A 17,346-nucleotide genomic window follows, 5' to 3' on the forward strand; every position below is an offset into this window, starting at 1 on the left:
GTTTCTTGCGTGTCGGACGGCCTCAGCGGCCCGCGCTACCGGTCAGCAGGCCCATCGCGCCGACGGGGACGGCCACCCCCGGACTGCCCGCGCCGTTCCCGTTGGTCCCGCCCGCCGGACCGCTGTTCCCCGCGGTCGCGTCCGCCGGCTCGCGGCTTGCTTCCTCCGCCGCGCCCTGCATTCTCGTTCCGGCCGCCGCTGCGCTCCGCGTTCTGGTTCCGGTCGCTGCTGCGCCGGTCTTGGCGGTCTCGGCCGTCGGTTCGCCCGTTGTGCCGGTCGCGTCCGCCGCTTCGTCCGTCGTGCCGGTCGCGTCCGCTGCCGCGCGGGTCCCCGCTGTCTCGGCCGCCGCTTCGTCCGCCGTGACGGTCCCGGCCACCCGTGGACCCGTCCCGACGGCTCCGTCCGCCGGAAGGTCCGCTCCCGCGCCCGGAACGAGTTCCCTCGTTCTTCCGATCCAGCCGCTCGAACAGCCGAAGCCACTGCTCGGGCCGGACGTAGGCGACCACCGCGCCGCCTCCGACTCCCGCGTGGTCGAGCGCCGCCTCGACGCGGCGCCTCGGGTACTTGCGCAGCAGCGACGCCTGGATGTTGCCGCCGACGCCGGTGAAGCACAGCTCGACCATCGCCTCGTAGCGTTCGAGCGCCGCGCGGTCCAGCAGCGGCTCGCTCCGCCTGCGCAGCCGCATGATCGCCGAGTCGACCTTGGGCACCGGCTTGAACAGCCTGCGGTCGACCTTCTCGACGAACTCCCACTCGAACAGGGGCCAGGTCATCACCGTAAGGCGGCTCCAGCGGCCGTAATCGCCGGTCCGCTTCCGGGCGAACTCAAGCTGCGTGACCATCGTCGCCGTCTCGATCGTCGGCGCCTCCAGGCACCAGTCCACGATCGCCGAGGTGATGCCGTAGGGGATCGCGCCGACGAAGGCGAACGGCTCGGCAGGCGGTTCGGCGGTGAGGAAGTCGGCGTTGACGATCTCGATGTTCGGGTGGCCGGAAAGCTTCTCCCGCAACGACTTCGCCAGCCGCGGGTCGATCTCGTACGACGTCACCTGACGCGCGCGGTCGGCGAGTTCCCTGGTGAGCAGCCCTTCGCCGGGCCCGGCTTCCAGCACCGGCAGGTCGGGCCGCAGCTCGGCGGTCTCGGCGATGCGCGCGAGGGTCTTGCGGTCGCGGAGGAAGTTCTGCCCGAACTGGCGCCGGTTGCGGTCCCGCTCGGTACGGCCCAGCACCGGCCGGTTCTGGTTGGGGTGCTGGTGATCCTGGTTGCGGCGACGCGGGCGCGGCTGCTCGTCCGAACTGCTCACCGCTGGATCCTACCAACCGGCGCCGTTGCGCAGCCCACGACAGCATCGCGGTGCCACGTGTGGACCGCGTCGAGCAGATCATCCCCGCACGGCTCGCCCGTCGTCAAGATCGCCCGCGTGCACCTGCGGCCGGTGATCAACCGCGACTAGCATCGGGTGCAAGCCGCCACTCGAACGGACACTCGCATGGACGTCCCCTTCCTGGACCTGCAAGCCGCGTACCTCGAACTCCGGTCCGACATCGACCAGGCGTGCCGGCGCGTGCTCGGCTCGGGCTGGTACCTGCACGGGCCCGAGAACGAGGCGTTCGAGGCGGAGTTCGCCGCCTACTGCGAGAACGCGCACTGCGTGACGGTCGGCAGCGGCTGCGACGCGCTGGAGCTGAGCCTGCTGGCGCTGGGCGTCGGTCAGGGCGACGAGGTGATCGTGCCGTCCCACACCTTCATCGCGACCTGGCTCGCGGTGTCCCGCGTGGGTGCGGTGCCGGTCCCCGTCGAACCGGAAGGCGTGAGCCACACGCTCGACCCCGAGCTGGTGGAACAGGCAATCACACCGCGGACCGCCGCCATTCTGCCGGTGCACCTGTACGGCCACCCGGCAGACCTCGACGCGCTGCGCGCGATCGCCGACCGCCACGGCCTCGCCCTGGTGGAGGACGTCGCCCAAGCGGTCGGCGCCCGCCAACGCGGCCACCGCATCGGCGCCGGCTCGACGGCCGCGGCCTTCAGCTTCTACCCGGGCAAGAACCTCGGAGCACTGGGCGACGGCGGAGCGGTCGTCACCACGGACCCGACCCTGGCGGAGCGCATCCGCCTGCTGCGCAACTACGGCTCGAAGCAGAAGTACGTGCACGAGGTCCGCGGCACCAACGCCCGCCTGGACGAACTCCAGGCGGCGGTCCTGCGCGTCAAGCTCCGCCACCTCGACGACTGGAACGCCCGCCGCACAACGCTGGCACAGCACTACCAGACGGAACTGAAGGACCTCCCCGGCATCACGCTCCCGGAAGCCCACCCCTGGGCCGACTCAGCCTGGCACCTCTTCGTCCTGCGCTGCCAGAACCGCGACCGCCTCCAAGGCCAGCTCAGCGACGCGGGCGTCCAGACCCTCATCCACTACCCGACGCCGGTCCACCTCTCACCCGCCTATACCGACCTCGGCCTGCCCCCGGGCACCTTCCCCCGCGCGGAGTCCCTGGCGGGAGAGGTCCTCAGCCTCCCCATCGGCCCCCACCTCTCCCGGGGCGCCGCCGACCACGTCATCGCGACTCTCAAAGCGGCGGTTTGATCCGTGCTGTAGAGGGTTCGGTGTCCGCCGAGCTGAGATCGTTCTGAATGATCGTTAGCTGCTCGCCACCGTGTCGAACCTCCAGCGGGACGCGAACAGCTGGTTTTACGGGGCATCGGCCTGGTGAACTCTGGGGCAACGCCTCCTTGTACCCGTGTACGAACTCGTGTGTCCGGGACGGTGCGTCCCATGAACTTCGTAAGCCGTCGAACGCTGTTCAAAGCCGGTGGGGCGCTCGCTGTGGTGGTCGGTGGTGCTCAGGCCGTTGATGCCTCTCCCCTGGGGACCGGGGAGGTCTTCTCCCACGGCGTCGCCTCCGGCGACCCAACCGAGGGGAGTGTGCTGCTCTGAACCCGGGTGACCCCGGCACCGGAGGCGGTTCCCCCGCTCGGCGAAGGGGCCGGACTGCTCGGTGCAATGGGAGGTCGCCAGCGACGAGCTGTTCCAGCAGGTGGTGGCCCGAGGGACCGTCACAACCGGAGCCTGGCGAGATCACACGGCGAAAGCGGACGTCCAGGGCCTGGCTCCCTCCACCTGGTACTGGTACCGGTTCAAGTCGCTTGGTTCGACCTCGCCTGCGGGGAGGACGCGCACCACGGCTGCGGCGGGCACGTCGGTGACGCGGCTGAGAATGGGCGTTGTCTCCTGTTCCAACTGGCAGGCCGGTTACTTCTCGGCCTACCGGCGCCTGGCGGCCCGCGAGGATCTCACCACGAAGCCATCGTCCGCTGGGCCATGATCCACACCATCAGCCGACGCCTGACCTAAGTTCAGGAACAGGCTCTTACGGCGCAGAGGCGTTCTCGGCGCGTGAAGAGCGTCGCGCTCTCTTGATCCAACAGGATGGCCGTTGCGCGAAAAACCCTTACAGGAAGGCGGAGCTCGCTACTCTTCCGCTCGCTACGATCAGCACGGAAGGAGCACTGTGTACCCGACCCCTATGCAGACCCCGAGCCCTGCGGCCCCGCGCAACGGGTTCGGCACTACGGCACTGATCCTCGGCATCTGCGCCGCGGCCACGGGATGGATACCCCTGATCGGCATTGTGGCGTGGCCGCTGTCGATCCTCGGACTGATTTTTGGCGTGCTGGGTATCGTCCGCGCTTCCAAAGGCCAGGCTACGAATAAGGGGCAAGCCGTGACCGGGACCGTGTTGGCGGTACTCGGGTTGGTGTTCTGCATCATCTACGTGGCTGCGATCGCCAACGGTGCGATGAGCTATTCGCAGCAGGTCAACAAGCCAAACGGCAATCAGCCGATCATGCCAGGCGAGCCTCCGGCTTCGCAGGCGACCGAACCCACACCGCAGGCTCCAGCAATCGTGCGGTATGAGGTGACGGCCAAGTCAGCGTTGAACGTCACCTTCGGTGAATCGGCATCGACCTCGCAGGACACCAATCCCACACTGCCTTGGGCGCGTGAGGTTCCTGCCGCCGGCGGTGTCGCGTTCTACTCGCTGGTGGCGCAGAACGGGAACAGCAACGAGCCGATCAGCTGCCGCATCACTGTGGGGGGCGAGGTGCTCGCGGAAAACCAGTCCACTGGACCGTACGCAGTGGTGAATTGCTTCGGCAACAGCGGCTTCTAACCAGTTGCCCTACCCGGAAAGCCTCGCACCCTCCGAGTCGTGCGGGGCTTTTCGCTCGCAGAGGTCTTGCTGACGGGCGCCGTTGATGGGTGCTTGTCTGTGCCGGCTGTCACCATCGTTCGTGGTCAGGGCTATCGGTCGAGCGGAGGAGAAGCCGTGACGGATGATGTCTGGTCGATGGTGCATCTGGAGCGTGCAGCGCTGATCGATGACCTCGCGCACCTGGATGACGAGCAATGGGGGAAGCCGTCACTTTGTGAAGGATGGACCGTGCACGACGTGGCTGCCCATCTGGTCGATACAGCTCGGACGACACGCCTCGGTTTCGTGGCTGGTCTCATCCGGGCGTGGTTCGACTTCGACCGGCAGAACGCACGCGGTGTGGAGCGCGAGCGTGGTACCTCTCCGACGTTGAAGCGGCTTCGTCAGGTGGCGTCGCGGAGGTCAACCCCTCCGGCGCCCCTCGACAGTCGGCTCGTCGAGGAGGTGGTCCACGGCGAGGACATCCGTCGGCCCTTGGGGTCACCCACCCCTACCCGCAGGAGTCCGTAGTCAGATCGCTCCGCTTGCAGGCTCGTACCCGAGCGTCGTTCGGCGAAGGAACGGGTGGCTTGTATCAAACTAACGGCATCGGACGTCGACCTGTCGATCGGAGAGGGTCCGGAAGTGAGCGGCACCGCACTTTCACTGCTCCTGGCCGCTTCCGGGCGACGGGTGGCGCTGGACGAACTCGACGGGCCGGGAGTAGCCACCCTGGCGACGGCGGCCTGACGAGCTGCCGCCGCCGAGCAGCTGGGTTCTCATAATTCCGCAGTGCGCCTGGCCGGGTTGTATGCCCTAGAGCGGCGGTACGGCGAGCGACGGCCGGCTGTTCCGCGGTGAGGACGAACGCGAGGTCCCCTCCATCACCTGGCACCGCGTGTGGACCCGGTCTCGCGAGGCGACGTTCACGAACGAAGTTCTCGGCACCCCGCTTGCCAAGCGACCATACGACCTGCGGCACGCCGCAGTGTCAACGTGGCTTAACGGCGGCGTTGAGGCGACTCAGGTCGCTGAGTGGGCCGCCCACTCGGTCGAGGTGCTGCTCCAGGTGTACGCCAGGTGCCTCGACGGGCACGATCAGGGCGCGCGGGAAAAGGTGCAGCGAGCACTCGGCCACAAGCCGCCAACGCGGTAGTGCCAGAATTCGATCACGTATCTGCCTGCCTCCATCCCATCGCCCTGGCGATGGGATGGAGGATTTCTGATTCATCTGCAAAGCCGCAGCGGGCTTATGAGTCCGCCCGTTCTGGGGGGCGTCCGTCGCGGTACTTATTGCGCGGACGTGGCGCCCCCGTTGTTGAGTGCGCGGATCTCTTCGGCGCTATGCAGGCGCAGGAATGACTGCGGCAAAAGTCGCTCGCAGATCCAGATGAATCCGGTCGGATCTTTTTGCACGGCAAGAGTCCTACCGAGACTGCCGGTATAGCCCTTCGTGCGCTCTTCTAGCTCTGCCGTCATAGGGTCTCGCCACATGCTGCGGTGAGTACAAACTGCCGTTAGTGCCTGGCCTGCCGTGTTAAAGAGTGGGCCCATGCCAGAGTTGTCCCGTTCAACCGCATGCTGGTCGGGCCAGTACGGCTGGCCATTGTCGGAAAGGTAAATGTCCACGTCGCACGCGGACATAATTCTGGGAGCTTCGAGCTTGGCGTGTCGAGCCTTCTTTGCAAGCGTGGGCAAAGGGCCGCTCTTAGCGCCGCGCTGCATAACACTCCACGGTACGCGTACTCTCACCAAGTGGCGCGAGTGTCGTCCCGCAGGGGCCCCAGAGAACCATCCGAGTGTCTCTCCTTCGAAACGCCACAGGGTGTTCTCATGGGCTTGGTCGAGCGTGGAGCCGTCGATTCCGAGCTTGAAACCTGGCCTCGCATAGCGCAGATCTGGCCCGTGTGCGCTGATCTTGAGTCCTCCGGGAAGGTTGCGGACCTTCAAGTAGAACGACGTGCCGCGCGCCCATACGCGATATGTGTAACTCACGGTGCGGTTCGCTGCGCTGTACGTTACAAAACAGATCGTGTCTTCCGGCTGGGACATTCGACCACCGCTTCTGTGCAGGGGGCGCTGTCTCGCGCCGCCCAAAGCTGTCTTCGCCTGATCATTATCGGCGTGTGGTGGCCGGACGTAACAAGACCTGGTGGCGACTCTGCGCTCGGCGGATTGCAGCCGCGGCCGGCACCGACGGCCGAATGCCAGGGAGGCTGCTTGCGCAGCGCTGCCAGAGTTGCAGCACGTTCACGGCGCCGGGGCTGCCGTCGCTCGCGGTGCTGCTCCAGCTCTACGGCCGGTGCTTGATGACGACGGCCGGGCGGCGGGGAGAGTGCAGCGCGCACTCGGAGACAGCCGCCGACGCGGGGGCAGTGCCCGAAAAACTTGGGCACGTATTTGGCACGGACACCCGGACAACGGGGATTCCAGCCGGACTGACTCGGACACTGGCCCGATCCCTTCCCGGTCTCTTCATGCAGGTCAGGGGGTGATCGGGCCAGTTCAGCCTGTGCGCCCCCGGCAGGATTCGAACCTGCGACACCCGCTTTAGGAGAGCGGTGCTCTATCCCCTGAGCTACGAGGGCTTGGGTCGTGTGCGACCCATCCTGGAGGGTACCGGGTGCCGGCGGCTGGGCCGACACGTGGTGCCGAGACGTGGTCCGGGGCCGATGGGCGGCGGCGGCCGGGTGGGCTCGCGTAGGGTCGGGTGATCGTTACGGACCGCGTCCTGGGGGCGGCATGGGCAACGAGGGTCACCGCAACGAGAACCGCGGTGAGGTGCGGAACCTGGTGCAGGCCGGGGTGGTTCACGAGGTGCACTACCACGGTGACGGCGGGTCGGACGGGTGGTCGCGGCCGAGGGAGGTGCCGGCCCACCCGGATGAGCTGGTCGATCGGTTGATCGAGAAGGCGTTGCTGGACCGCCTGCTGGGCGGCTGGGGCGAGGACGAGCGGGCGCTGTGCGTGGGGATCAGCGGGCTCAGCGGGGTGGGTAAGAGCGCGCTGGCGATCTACTGGGTGCGCGGGGTGTCCTCGCGGTTCGCCGACGGGCAGATCTACTACGACCTCCACGCGCAGGGGCGGCGGGTGACGGTCGTGGACGTGGTCCGGCACTGCCTGCGCGCGCTGGGGGTGCCGGAGGAGCGGATCCCCGCGGACGAGGGCTCTGCGATCTCCATGTTGCGCACCAAGGCGCACGGTCGGCGGCTGGCCGTGCTGATCGACAACGTCGCCGACCCGGACGAGCTGGTCCGGCTGCGGCTCGCCGCGCCGGGCATGCTGATGTTGTTCACCACCCACCGCGACGTGAGCCACCTGGAGTTCGACGGCGTCGCGCCGGTCGCGCTGTCGGCGCTGGAGCACGGGCATGCGCTGGAGTTGCTGGCCAAGGCGTGCGGTGCCGCGCGGATCGAGTCGGAGCCGGAGGCTGCGGACAAATTGGTCGAGCTGTGCGGGCGCCTCCCCGCCGCGCTTCGCGTCGCCGGGGCACTGCTCGCGAAGGGGCGCGGTATGCGGCCATCACGGTTGGTCGGGCGACTCGCAAACGACGATGTGCGGGTCGATCGGCTGGCGGACAAGGTGTTGGCATTCGCAGTCGGCGAGTTGCCGAGCTCGGAGGCGAGCCTCTACGGGCTGCTTGGCCGCATCCCCGGACCGTCGTTCTCGGTAGAGGCTGTGGCGGCGTTGGCCGGTGTCGACGACTACGAGGCCGAGGAGCTGTTGCAGGAGCTGCAATCGAGCAACCTGCTCGAGGTCGACGACCACGGCCATTTCCGCTTCCACGACCTTGTGCGCGCCCACGCCCGCACGCTGGACGTCCCGGACGAAGAAGCGGCCCTGCTGCGGTTCGTCGAGTGGTACCGGACGATGGGCGCATTCGCGGACCGGAAGGTGATGGAGCCGAGCCGGCTCCGGGTCGGCGGCGACGAGCACCTCGTTGAGGGTCGCAACCCGTTCGACGGCCGCGACGCACTGGAGTGGCTGGAGCGGGAGCGGCCCAACATCGTGGCGCTGGTCGGGCTCTGCGTCGAAAGGGACTGGCACCAGGCGGCTATCGCGCTCTGTGATGGTCCACTGTGGGCACTGCACAACCAGCACAAGAACTACGCCGACATGCTCGACTCGCTGGAGCACGCGGTGCGGGCGGCGAACGTGCTGGGTGACGCGGTTGCCGAAGCCAGGATGCGCAGCATTCGCGCCCGGTTGCGGATGGAGCTGGCGGAGTTCGACGACGCCCATGCGGATGCGGTGACCGCCATCGCGCTCGCGGAGCGGTCGGGGCACCGCCGGATTCTGGCCTCTGCGTTGGAGTTCCGCGGGCGGATCTTCCTGGAGCAGCAGGAGTGGCGCGAGGCTATTGAGCTGTGCGAACGGGCTCGGTTGATCAACGAGGAACTCGGCAAGGCACGCGGAATGGCGCTCCAGGAGCACTTCATCGGGCAGGCGTACGCCGGTCTCGGTGACCACGAGCAGGCGTTGCGGTACCTGCACACGGCCTTGGAGCGCTTCGCCGACTTCCCCGACGACCGCCGCACTCCCACGCGGATTCGCGTCAGTATCGCCAAGGTTCAGCGGGCCCTCGGCCGTCAAGAGGCGGCCAGAGGACTGCTGCGGGCGGTGATCGAAGACATGCGCGCCCGGGAGGTCTCGTTCGATCTCGCCCAGCCGCTCGAACTGCTCGCCGACTCCGAGGAATCGCACGGTGACGCGGAGGCGGCCGAGGGGCACCGCCGGGAGGCACTGGCCATCTACGAGCGATCCCACCACCCGGCGGCCGAACGCGTACGGGAGCGGCTGGTCAGGGAGTGAAGACGTCGGCCGGTTCCGGGTGGACCGGCCAGGGCGGCAGCGCGAGGTCGAGGGCGTCGTAGATGACCTCCCGCAGCTTCCCGGGTGATCGGCCGACGAAGTCGAAGGCGTCGGGAACCTCCTGCGACGGCAGGGGCCTGGCGTTGTCGATCTGCGCTCGGAGGTCGCCGTCGCGGGACAGCCGGGGCGCCAGGTCGCCGAGCGCCGTGATCGGGGTGCCGGGGACGAGCTCGCTCTCGCCGAACTCGGCGAGCAGTAGCGGAATCCCCAGCGCTGCCGCGTAGAGGGCGAGCGAGCCGTGGTCGGAGATCACCACGTCGGCGGCGACCAGCGTGGCGCGCCAGCCCCGGTCCGGGGGCACGCGGACGACTCCCTGGGCACGGGCGCCACGCGTCCACAGGTCGACCATGAAGCCGCTGTGGTGCGCCGCGATGTTGGGGTGCAGGACCAGCGCGACCTGGTATTCCTCCGGCGGGAGGACGGCCGCCAGCCGACCGGCCAGCTCGCCCTGGCGGCCGAACGCCGACCGCGTTCCCCACGTCGAGCAGACGACGACGAGTTTGCGCTCGCCGGTGCCGAGAGCGGTGCGGTAGTGCTCGCGCATGGGCAGGCTGGCGCGCAGATGGTCGAAGCACGGGTCGCCGATGACCCTGGCGCGCTCCAGCGCCTCCGGGCAACTCGCCGCGAGCTCGGTGAGCTGCTTGTGGTGCGAGAGGCCGATGACCGACGGGACGACCCGGTCGTCGTGGACGAGCTGCTCCCGCGAGAGACCCGAGACGTCGTCGGTGAAGCCGGCGTCCGTGGCGCGCTTCTTGTGGTAGCCCGCGCCGTGCGGCAGCGTCATGACGGGCATCGGCAACTCGTGCAGGGCGCCGTTGCTGCTCGGGGAGATCGCGAGGTCGAAGGCGCCGGCGGAGATCGCGGACCAGTCGACGACGCGCATGTGCGAGCGGCGCAGGTGGTCGGCGAGCTCGCCGGCGAACCGCGAACCGGCGGCGACGGCGAAGCGGATCTCGAGCCGGAGGTCGTCGGCCAGCACCGGGAACACGTCGTGCAGGCGGTCCAGGGCGGTGAAGGTCCGCACGACGGCGAGGATGCGGCGCTGGACGGAGACGGTGTCCCAGGGGCTTGTGTGACCAGCGGGGACGGCGGTCTCGGTGTGGTCGGTGGGGCGGAGCTGGCGGTCGCCTACGGCTTCAGCGGATGGGGCGGCCCGGCGGCCCGGGCGGGAAGCCGCGGAGCAGCGCGCCAGCGGTTCCCGGTTCCCGGTTCCCGGTTCCCGGTTCCCGGTTCCCGGTTCCCGGTTCCCGGTTCCCGGTTCCCGGGGAACGGTGGATCTCAGCCCAACGCGCTGCCGCAGACGGGTCGATCGAGACGCGCAACGGCACCGCTGCCGAAAGCGGCCTGGGACGGCTTTGGGTCACCGCGAGTCCGTCGGGCTGATGGTCGGCATCTCGGATTCGTCCTGGGTGCTGCTCTCGTCGTCGATCTCCACGCGGTTGCGGCCGGCGCGCTTGGCGCGGTACAGGGCGATGTCGGCCGCGGCGAAGAGGTGTTCGAGCTCCGCGGGGCCCGCCGCCACGCCGATGCTGACGGTCGGGGGCTGCTTCATCCGCCCCACGACCAGCCGCCAGTCGTGGGCGTCGACGGCCGCCCGGATCCGCTCGGCCACCGCCGGGCCGGTCTCCTCGGACGCGTCGACGAGCAGCACCACGAACTCGTCGCCCGCCCAGCGGCAGATCAGGTCGTCCACCCGGCACTCGCGGCGCAGCAGGTGCGCGACCTCCTGGAGCGCGGCGTCGCCCGCCGCGTGCCCCGCGTCGTCGTTGACGTCCTTGAACCAGTCGACGTCGACCAGCATCAGCCAGGGGACGCGCCCCTTCGCCGCCGTCTGCTCCAGCAGCACGGGCGCGCGCCGCTCCAGGCCGAGACGGTTGGTCAGGCCGGTCAGCGGGTCGCGCAGCGCCGCCTCCTGGGCGGCCATGGCCATCCGCTGCGCCTGGACGGCGACCCGGCGCTGCTCGAGGGCCTGGCCGAGTCCTTCCTGCAGCGTCTCGACGGCCAGGCTGGAGGCGTCGACCGTGCGACGCAGGGCCTCCGACTCGCCGACGGGGTCGGAGAGCTGTCCGCAGATCGACGCCAGGTCGAGCGAGAACCGCATCATCAGCATCGTGTCGCGGATCGACTCGGCGCCGTCGAGTGCCCGGCTGGCGAACGTCCTGGCGTCGGTGAGGCTGTCCTGATCGCGCCGCACCACGGCCAGCGTCCAGTTCGCGACCGAGGAGCTGAACAGGTCGCGCACCGGTCCGCTCAGCCGCAGAGCCTCGTGGGCCAGCCGCTCGGCGGCTTCGAGGTCGCCGACCCCGGCGTGCGCGCGCGAGCCGCCGGCCAGCGCCGAGCGCTGCACCTGCCCCGGACTCGCCAGCGTGCGCGCCTCCTCGAACAGGGCGCGGGCCTGCTCGAACTGCTCGGCCGCCGACTCGTTGCGCCTGCCGACCGCCCGGAACACCAGCGAGTTGGCCTCCCTGGTCAGGCAGTGCGCGAGCGTCGACTTCTCCCCGGACTTGCGCGCGACCTGCACCGAGAGCGCCATCAGCTCAAGCGCCGGAGCGCGGTGCCCGATCGTCTCCAGCAGGTAGCCGAGCATGCTGATGGTGTGGGCCGCCGACACGCCGCTGGGGTGGTCGACGTCGAGCTCGGTCCAGCCCTCGGCGGCCAGCTCCAGCGCGAGCGGGATGCGGTCCAGCCGCCAGGCCAGCGAGGCCCGGTGCACCAGCACGGTCGCCCGGTTCCACTGGTCGCCGACGAGGTTGGGGCGGATGGCGGTGAGCTCGTCGAAGGCGATGTCGGCCTCGTCGAAGCGCCCGGAGTCCAGCAGGGACCGGATCTCGCGGTCCTGCGCGGGCAGCTGGCCCGCCATCAGTGGAAAGTCCTGCCGCACTGCGTCCCCCGCAGTCACTCCTCGGGTAGTCGTCTGCCTACCTGTCGTCAGCTGGCCGATCGGCCAGGCTACCTCGCCAGCCCGTGCCGGTACTTCTCGTAGTGCACTACCTTCTCCAGCGGTAGCCGGCGGCGCCAGCCGTGGCGTTCGAGGTCCGGCGTGTCGGCCAGGGCACGAACAGGCCCCACGCACAACCATGCCACCGGGCGCACGCCCGTGGGAATGTCGAGCAGCCTGCGCAGGAACTCCTCGCGGTAGAAGCTGACCCAGCCCACGCCGAGGCCCTCGGCGGTCGCGGACAGCCACAGGTTCTGGATCGCCAGGCACACCGAGTACAGCCCGGCGTCGGCGATGGCGTGCCTGCCGAGCACCTCGGGTGAGCCGCGGTCGGGATCGTAGGTGACGACCACGCCCATCGACGACTCGACGATGCCCTCCACCTTGATCTTGGAGAAGGTCTGCGCCCGCTCACCCCTGAGCTGGGCCGCGAAGACGCTGCGCTCGGCGAGCACGTGCTCGCGGAAGGCGCGGCGCGTCGACTCGTCGCGCACGAGGACGAAGTCCCACGGCTGCGACAGCCCCACGCTGGGGGCGCTGTGCGCGGCGGTGAGGACGCGGTCCAGGACGTCGTCGGGGATCTTGCCGCCGGTGTACTCCGAGCGCACGTCGCGGCGGCGCTGGATCACGTCGTAGAGGTCGGCGGCGGGGGTGGAAGCGGGGAACTGCGGTACACGTCGGGCGGTCGTCATCGCCGACCATCCTGCCGTGCGGTGGTGCGCATGGTGCAAACGCCCACCCGGCTGGCCTAACGAGCTGTTCTTGAACTCACCTTGCGCCGCGGAATCTCAGACGCCCTGCGGCTCCGGGATCTTTTTCTGGCGTACCACCCATGCGCTGCGAAAACTTGAACTCACCTTGCACGGCGGCGCCGGGTGAAGGGGCCAAGCGGCTGCGCCGCTTCAAAACCGAAGGCAGGCTCCAACGGCGGTTGGTGCTGGGACGCAGGAGGCGGATGTGGGTGCACGGGGCGCCCCTGTCCCAGACGGGGGCCTGGGACAGGGGCGGCCCGAGCGACGTCAGCGCTTCGCCGCCGCGGGGTAGGGCAGCAGGGCCATCTCCCGTGCGTTCTTGATGGCGTTCGCGACCTCGCGCTGTTCCTGCATGGTCAGGCCGGTCACGCGGCGGGAGCGGATCTTGCCCCGGTCCGAGATGAACTTGCGGAGCAGGTCGGTGTCCTTCCAGTCGACCTGGACCACCCCCGCGCGCTGGAGCGGGTTGGGCTTGGCGCGGCGCCCGCCGCGTCGTTGTTCGTTGCGCATCGCGACCTCACCAGCTCGACTTCGTGACACCGGGCAGCTCGCCGGAGTGCGCGAGCTGGCGCAGGCGCACCCGGGAGAGCCCGAACTTGCGGAAGTACCCGCGCGGCCGCCCGTCGACGGCGTCGCGGTTGCGCAGGCGCGTCGCGCTTGCGTCGCGCGGCTGCCTGCGCAGCTCCTGCTGCGCCGCCGCGCGCTCCTCTGGGCTGCTGCCCGGCGCGGCGATGACCCGCTTCAGCTCCGCCCGCCGCTGGGCGTAGCGGGCCACGACAGCGCGCCGCTGGGCGTCGCGGGCGATCTTGGACTTCTTGGCCATCCGGCCCTCCTCCTCAGCGCTCTTCCCGGAACTCGACGTGGGCCCGGATGACCGGGTCGTACTTGCGCAGCCGCATCCGGTCCGGGTCGTTGCGGCGGTTCTTCCTGGTGACGTAGGTGTAGCCGGTACCGGCGGTGGAGCGGAGCTTGATCACCGGACGGACGTCGTTGCTCGCCATCAGACCCGTTCTCCCCTCGCGCGCATCTCGGCCACCACCGACTCGATGCCCCGCCGGTCGATGGTCTTCATGGCCTTGGCCGACAGCCGCAGCCGCACCCACCGCCCTTCCGACGGCAGCCAGTACCGCCGCCGCTGGACGTTGGGCATCCAGCGCCGGTTGGTCCGCACGTGGGAGTGCGAGACCTGCTTGCCGTAGCCGGGCTTCTTCCCGGTCACCTGGCAGCGGACGGACATGACCCACCTCTCGATAACGACATCCGTTTTCATTAACTGTGGACGGCAGGGTAGCGTGGCCGTAGCGAAAATGAAAACCGTTGCCGACTGAGTTGGGGTTGGGATGCACACCGAGCCGTCCGGTGCGGCGGGCACCGACCGGCGGGTCCCGCTGGTCGTGGTGTCCGGAATCCACGAGGAGCAGGTGGCGCGGGCCGCGGAGGCGGTCCGCTCGCGGGATGCCGCGCGCACCGTCCTCGTGCAGCACGACCTGCGCGAGATCTCCCAGGGCGTCGTCCGCAGGCGGGTCCGCCACGGCGACCACGAGCAGCTCGCGGTGCTGGAGCTGGTGCACGGCTGCGTGTCCTGCACGCTGCGCGAGGACTTCCTGCCGCTGCTGCGCCGCCTGTGCGCCGCGCCCGACGTCGACCGCATCGTGGTGCGGCTCGACCCGGCCCTGGAGCCGGAGGCGATCTGCTGGGCGTTGCAGCACGTGGTGGTCGACGGCGGCACGCTCGACACCGACGTCGCCGTCGAGGCCGTGATCGCGGTGGTCGACCGGTCCTCGTGGCTGTCCGACGCGTCGGGTGAGGACGAGCTGGCCGAGCGGGGCCTGGCGGGCAGCGCCGACGACGAGCGGACCGTCGCGCAGGTCGTGGTGGGGCAGGTCGAGTTCGCCGACGCGGTCGTGCTGGCGGGCGAGGCCGAGGACCTCTGGCAGGAGGTCCGGACCGAGGCGGTGATCAGCAGGCTCACGCCGAACGCTCCGCGCGGCCACCTCGACGGCTTGGACCCGGCGGACCTGCTGTCCCGGGTGCCTGCGCAGGCGCGGCGGGGACACATCGACTGGCCGCACGGTCCGCTGCTGCGCGGCCAGCCGTCGCTGGAGTCCGAGGCCGGGGTCTGCGTGGTGCTGTTCGAGGAGCGCAGGCCGTTCCACCCGCAGCGGTTGCACGAGGTGCTGGACGTCCTGCTCGACGGTGTCGTTCGCACGCGCGGGCGGGCGTGGGTGGCCAGCCAGCCCGGCGCGGCGCTCTGGCTGGAGTCGGCGGGCAGCGGCCTCAACGTCGGCCACGCCGGACCGTGGCTGGCCGCGCTCGACACCGCCGAGTGGGACGACGTCCCCGCCGAGCGCCAGGTCAGGGCCTCGCTGAACTGGGACGACTACTACGGGGACCGGATGCAGGAGCTGGTCGTCATCGCCCACGAGGCCGACCCGCGCGAGATCACCCGCGCGCTGCGCTCGGCGCTGCTCACCGACGCCGAGATCGCCGAGGGCGAGGAGGTCTGGGCCGGCTACGAGGACCCGTTCGGCGAATGGCACACCGACCCGTGCCCCGACATGGGCGCGGGCACGGGCTCGGAACCGGCCGCCGGTTCCGCCGACGCCGCCCGCGACGGCGGCAAGCAGTGAGATCCGAAGAACAAGGAGGGAAACCGTGAAGCCGGGAATCCACCCCGCGTACGGGCCTGTCGTGTTCCGCGACCGCTCCACCGGCACGCAGTTCCTCACGAGGTCCACCGCGACCTCGCAGGAGCGCGTCGAGTGGTCCGACGGCAACTCGTACCCGTTGATCGTCGTCGACGTGACGTCCGCGTCGCACCCGTTCTGGACCGGTGGCCGCCAGGTGATGGACACCCAGGGGCGCGTGGAGAAGTTCCGGCGCCGCTACGGCGACCGGGCAAGAGGAGGGCAGTGATGGCGGTTCCGAAGCGGAAGAAGTCGCGTAGCAACACACGGCACCGGCGTTCGCAGTGGAAGGCCGCCGCGCCGGACCTGGTGCCGATCGTGGTCGACGGGGAGCGGAGGCTGGTACCCCGCCCGCTCGTCCGCTACTTCCAGCAAGGTTGAGGTCCAGTCGGCCCGGCCCGGTCGTGCGGTCCCCAGGTCCGCGACCGGGCCGGGCTCGGTGCCGTTCACGGGGGCCACACGGATGGCGGAAGTGCCGTGTGACTTGTCCCACTCGGGGTTTTTGTCGCGAAAGCGCTGTTTCTAACGGTATGTGTGCACGCGTCGCTTGATCGAGTAAGAGGCTGCGCGAACCCGATGTACCCGGCGCGAACTCGCGGTCTCGCGCCATGATCCGCGCCCTGCCGCCGCAGGCCGCTCGTCCGTTCATCGCTCCGCGCTGGTCGGACGCCATTCCCGTAAGCGGTTCGCATTGGCGTGCCGATCCCGTCGGCGATTCCGGCGCCGGAACCCGAAACGTTCCCCGGCTTCGACCGGGTTCGCCGAAGGCGTTCATGATCACCGAGGGTGTTGACGAATCGTGGCGCGATTTCCACTCGATCGCGACTTGGTTCAGGTGTTCGGGTCCGAATATGCTTGCGGTACCGGAGGGGTTCTCTCCGGATCGAATGCTCGCCCCCGTTTCGGGGGATTCTCACCCGGACTGGCATCCCAGGCCATCCGTTGCTCGTCGTGCTCAAATGTGAGGAACGCAATGAACTACGGCACAGCGCTGCGAAATGAAATCCGCTCCGACGGGATCACGCCGCTCATCGGCATCTACGACATGCATTCGGCGTCGGTCGCCGCACAGCACTACAACGGCCTGTTCGTTTCGGGCTTCGGCTTCGCCGCCTCCCACTACGGGCTGCCCGACATCGGCTTCATCGCCTGGTCCGACATCGTCGCGTTCGTGCAGCGGCTGCGGCTGGCGTTCCCCCGCACCCACCTGCTGGTGGACATCGACGACGGCTACGTCGACCCGGAGGTCGCCTGCCACGTCGTCGAGCACCTGGAGCGCATCGGTGCCTCCGGCGTGATCCTGGAGGACCAGCGCAGGCCGCGCCGCTGCGGCCACGTCGACGGCAAGCAGATCCTGCCGCTGGAGGACTACCTCGAGAAGCTGGAGATGGTGCTGGCGACCCGCGAGGAGCTGGTCGTGGTCGCGCGCACCGACGCCGTCGAGGAGGACGAGATCCTGCGTCGCGCGGCCGCGCTGGCCGAGACCGACGCTGACGTGCTGCTCGTCGACGGCGTGCGCAGCGTCGAGTGGATCCGCAGAGTCCGCAGCGTGATCGGGGACAAGCCGCTGCTGTTCAACCAGATCGCGGGCGGGAAGTCGCCGCGGCTGTCGCTGCCGGAGCTCAGCGAGCTCGGCGTCGACGTCGCCATCTACAGCACGCCGTGCCTTTTCGCGGCGCAGGCCGCGATCGACACCGCGCTGGCGGAACTGCGCGCCAATGACGGAAGGCTGCCGGAAACGACCGGTGGCGCGGTCGGTGTCGCGTCGTCGCTGGAACTGCTGTCGCAGAACATCAGCAGGCACCACGAGAAGCCGGTGCGAATGAGCGTCTGACGATGTGGCCGCCGTGCGCGGCCACATCCTTATTTCGCAGCCCGGATGAATTCGGCTCGGCTC

18 protein-coding genes and 1 tRNA gene are annotated in these 17,346 nt (G+C 69.5%); 9 read left to right on the top strand and 10 right to left on the bottom strand.

From position 1 onward, the window contains the following. Positions 1-35: 35 nt before the first annotated feature. Positions 36-1,304: an ErmE/ErmH/ErmO/ErmR family 23S rRNA (adenine(2058)-N(6))-methyltransferase gene (erm, locus tag HUO13_RS03855; protein ID WP_211900123.1), complete on the bottom strand. Its 1,269-nt coding sequence runs from the start codon at positions 1,302-1,304 to the stop codon at positions 36-38. Positions 1,305-1,490: 186 nt separating this feature from the next. Between erm and HUO13_RS03860 the strand changes: the two genes are divergently transcribed. From HUO13_RS03860 to HUO13_RS03875, 4 genes are all read left to right on the top strand, one after another. Further along, positions 1,491-2,591, top strand: a complete 1,101-nt coding sequence (locus tag HUO13_RS03860) for a DegT/DnrJ/EryC1/StrS family aminotransferase (RefSeq protein ID WP_211900124.1) — start codon at positions 1,491-1,493, stop codon at positions 2,589-2,591. Positions 2,592-3,045: 454 nt separating this feature from the next. Further along, complete coding sequence (locus HUO13_RS37275) at positions 3,046-3,330, top strand: PhoD-like phosphatase N-terminal domain-containing protein (protein ID WP_249125027.1); 285 nt, start codon at positions 3,046-3,048, stop codon at positions 3,328-3,330. A gap of 201 nt (positions 3,331-3,531) precedes the next feature. Next, on the top strand, positions 3,532-4,179 hold the full coding sequence (locus HUO13_RS03870; protein ID WP_211900125.1) for an MmpS family transport accessory protein: 648 nt from the start codon (positions 3,532-3,534) through the stop codon (positions 4,177-4,179). A gap of 156 nt (positions 4,180-4,335) precedes the next feature. After that, a complete protein-coding gene (locus HUO13_RS03875; protein WP_211900126.1) occupies positions 4,336-4,731 on the top strand; it encodes a maleylpyruvate isomerase family mycothiol-dependent enzyme in 396 nt (131 codons plus the stop codon). A gap of 759 nt (positions 4,732-5,490) precedes the next feature. Here the strand turns inward: HUO13_RS03875 and HUO13_RS03880 are convergent. Together HUO13_RS03880 and HUO13_RS03885 are read right to left on the bottom strand one after the other, a co-directional pair. Further along, on the bottom strand, positions 5,491-6,252 hold the full coding sequence (locus HUO13_RS03880) for a hypothetical protein (RefSeq protein WP_211900127.1): 762 nt from the start codon (positions 6,250-6,252) through the stop codon (positions 5,491-5,493). Between the two features lie 463 nt (positions 6,253-6,715). After that, positions 6,716-6,788, bottom strand: a tRNA-Arg gene (locus HUO13_RS03885). A gap of 154 nt (positions 6,789-6,942) precedes the next feature. On the opposite strand from HUO13_RS03885, the gene HUO13_RS03890 reads away from it, so the two are divergent. Then, positions 6,943-9,012: an NB-ARC domain-containing protein gene (locus HUO13_RS03890; RefSeq protein WP_211900128.1), complete on the top strand. Its 2,070-nt coding sequence runs from the start codon at positions 6,943-6,945 to the stop codon at positions 9,010-9,012. Here HUO13_RS03890 and HUO13_RS03895 read toward each other — a convergent pair. The 7 genes from HUO13_RS03895 to rpmB all read right to left on the bottom strand — a co-directional run bounded on the left by HUO13_RS03895 (position 9,002) and on the right by rpmB (position 13,999). Beyond that, positions 9,002-10,096: a hypothetical protein gene (locus HUO13_RS03895; RefSeq protein WP_211900129.1), complete on the bottom strand. Its 1,095-nt coding sequence runs from the start codon at positions 10,094-10,096 to the stop codon at positions 9,002-9,004. The genes HUO13_RS03890 and HUO13_RS03895 overlap by 11 nt on opposite strands. Before the next feature lie 336 nt (positions 10,097-10,432). Next, positions 10,433-11,932 carry a tetratricopeptide repeat-containing diguanylate cyclase gene (locus tag HUO13_RS03900; protein ID WP_211900130.1) on the bottom strand — a complete coding sequence of 500 codons (1,500 nt, stop codon included), beginning with the start codon at positions 11,930-11,932 and terminating at the stop codon, positions 10,433-10,435. An 89-nt stretch (positions 11,933-12,021) separates the two neighbouring features. Continuing rightward, complete coding sequence (bluB, locus tag HUO13_RS03905; RefSeq protein WP_211900131.1) at positions 12,022-12,702, bottom strand: 5,6-dimethylbenzimidazole synthase; 681 nt, start codon at positions 12,700-12,702, stop codon at positions 12,022-12,024. A 327-nt stretch (positions 12,703-13,029) separates the two neighbouring features. After that, positions 13,030-13,272 (bottom strand): 30S ribosomal protein S18, encoded by a 243-nt coding sequence (gene rpsR, locus HUO13_RS03910; RefSeq protein WP_211900132.1) that lies wholly within the window; start codon positions 13,270-13,272, stop codon positions 13,030-13,032. Between the two features lie 7 nt (positions 13,273-13,279). Continuing rightward, a complete protein-coding gene (gene rpsN, locus HUO13_RS03915) occupies positions 13,280-13,585 on the bottom strand; it encodes a 30S ribosomal protein S14 (RefSeq protein ID WP_211900133.1) in 306 nt (101 codons plus the stop codon). A 13-nt stretch (positions 13,586-13,598) separates the two neighbouring features. Further along, positions 13,599-13,763, bottom strand: a complete 165-nt coding sequence (rpmG, locus tag HUO13_RS03920; RefSeq protein WP_211900134.1) for a 50S ribosomal protein L33 — start codon at positions 13,761-13,763, stop codon at positions 13,599-13,601. Next, positions 13,763-13,999: a 50S ribosomal protein L28 gene (gene rpmB / locus HUO13_RS03925; RefSeq protein WP_009950114.1), complete on the bottom strand. Its 237-nt coding sequence runs from the start codon at positions 13,997-13,999 to the stop codon at positions 13,763-13,765. The genes rpmG and rpmB overlap by 1 nt, the downstream gene beginning before the upstream one ends. A 103-nt stretch (positions 14,000-14,102) precedes the next feature. Here rpmB and mrf point away from each other — a divergent pair, with 103 nt between their 5' ends. From mrf to HUO13_RS03945, 4 genes are all read left to right on the top strand, one after another. Beyond that, on the top strand, positions 14,103-15,392 hold the full coding sequence (gene mrf / locus HUO13_RS03930; protein ID WP_211900135.1) for a ribosome hibernation factor-recruiting GTPase MRF: 1,290 nt from the start codon (positions 14,103-14,105) through the stop codon (positions 15,390-15,392). Between the two features lie 25 nt (positions 15,393-15,417). After that, positions 15,418-15,678: a type B 50S ribosomal protein L31 gene (locus HUO13_RS03935; protein ID WP_211900136.1), complete on the top strand. Its 261-nt coding sequence runs from the start codon at positions 15,418-15,420 to the stop codon at positions 15,676-15,678. Beyond that, a complete protein-coding gene (rpmF, locus tag HUO13_RS03940) occupies positions 15,678-15,830 on the top strand; it encodes a 50S ribosomal protein L32 (RefSeq protein WP_211900137.1) in 153 nt (50 codons plus the stop codon). The genes HUO13_RS03935 and rpmF overlap by 1 nt, the downstream gene beginning before the upstream one ends. A gap of 592 nt (positions 15,831-16,422) precedes the next feature. Beyond that, positions 16,423-17,283: an isocitrate lyase/PEP mutase family protein gene (locus HUO13_RS03945; protein WP_211900138.1), complete on the top strand. Its 861-nt coding sequence runs from the start codon at positions 16,423-16,425 to the stop codon at positions 17,281-17,283. Positions 17,284-17,346 lie beyond the last annotated feature (63 nt).

The sequence above is a fragment of the Saccharopolyspora erythraea genome, from assembly GCF_018141105.1.
GTDB lineage: Bacteria > Actinomycetota > Actinomycetes > Mycobacteriales > Pseudonocardiaceae > Saccharopolyspora_D > Saccharopolyspora_D erythraea_A.

Bases quoted from the DNA above. Each gene is read 5' to 3' on its own strand.
- HUO13_RS03860 (WP_211900124.1), top strand. From the start codon at position 1,491: ATGGACGTCCCCTTCCTGGACCTGCAAGCCGCGTACCTCGAACTCCGG.
- HUO13_RS03870 (WP_211900125.1), top strand. From the start codon at position 3,532: ATGCAGACCCCGAGCCCTGCGGCCCCGCGCAACGGGTTCGGCACTACG.
- HUO13_RS03880 (WP_211900127.1), bottom strand. From the start codon at position 6,252: ATGTCCCAGCCGGAAGACACGATCTGTTTTGTAACGTACAGCGCAGCG.
- HUO13_RS03890 (WP_211900128.1), top strand. From the start codon at position 6,943: ATGGGCAACGAGGGTCACCGCAACGAGAACCGCGGTGAGGTGCGGAAC.
- HUO13_RS03900 (WP_211900130.1), bottom strand. From the start codon at position 11,932: ATGGCGGGCCAGCTGCCCGCGCAGGACCGCGAGATCCGGTCCCTGCTG.
- bluB (WP_211900131.1), bottom strand. From the start codon at position 12,702: ATGACGACCGCCCGACGTGTACCGCAGTTCCCCGCTTCCACCCCCGCC.
- rpsR (WP_211900132.1), bottom strand. From the start codon at position 13,272: ATGCGCAACGAACAACGACGCGGCGGGCGCCGCGCCAAGCCCAACCCG.
- rpsN (WP_211900133.1), bottom strand. From the start codon at position 13,585: ATGGCCAAGAAGTCCAAGATCGCCCGCGACGCCCAGCGGCGCGCTGTC.
- rpmG (WP_211900134.1), bottom strand. From the start codon at position 13,763: ATGGCGAGCAACGACGTCCGTCCGGTGATCAAGCTCCGCTCCACCGCC.
- rpmB (WP_009950114.1), bottom strand. From the start codon at position 13,999: ATGTCCGTCCGCTGCCAGGTGACCGGGAAGAAGCCCGGCTACGGCAAG.
- mrf (WP_211900135.1), top strand. From the start codon at position 14,103: ATGCACACCGAGCCGTCCGGTGCGGCGGGCACCGACCGGCGGGTCCCG.
- rpmF (WP_211900137.1), top strand. From the start codon at position 15,678: ATGGCGGTTCCGAAGCGGAAGAAGTCGCGTAGCAACACACGGCACCGG.
- HUO13_RS03945 (WP_211900138.1), top strand. From the start codon at position 16,423: ATGAACTACGGCACAGCGCTGCGAAATGAAATCCGCTCCGACGGGATC.